Here is a 282-nt window from a genome sequence, read left to right as displayed (position 1 = left end):
TTGAAGCTGGTACCGCAGACCGCGACGGTGTTGCGCGACGGCACAGCGGCCGAGGTCGAAGCGAAGGACCTCGAGGTCGGCGAGCTAATGCTCGTGCGTCCCGGGGAGCGGATCGCCACGGACGGCATCATTCGGTCCGGGCGCTCCAGCCTTGACACCTCAGCGATCACCGGAGAATCCATTCCGGAGGAGGTTGCGCCCGGCGACGAAGTGCCTGCGGGAGCGATCAACTCCGCCGGGGTGCTGGAGGTCGAGACGACCGCAGCTGGAACGGACAACTCG

Annotated in this window: 1 pseudogene; it reads left to right on the top strand. The window is 67.0% G+C overall.

Annotation, left to right across the window (positions count from 1 at the left end):
* Window positions 1-282, top strand: a pseudogene (locus HMPREF3149_RS13975) (cation-transporting P-type ATPase); the annotation flags it as partial.

Origin of the sequence: Corynebacterium sp. HMSC05E07 (assembly GCF_001807225.1) — a bacterium.
Lineage (GTDB): Bacteria > Actinomycetota > Actinomycetes > Mycobacteriales > Mycobacteriaceae > Corynebacterium > Corynebacterium singulare.
This window is presented reverse-complemented; position numbering and strand designations above follow the sequence as displayed.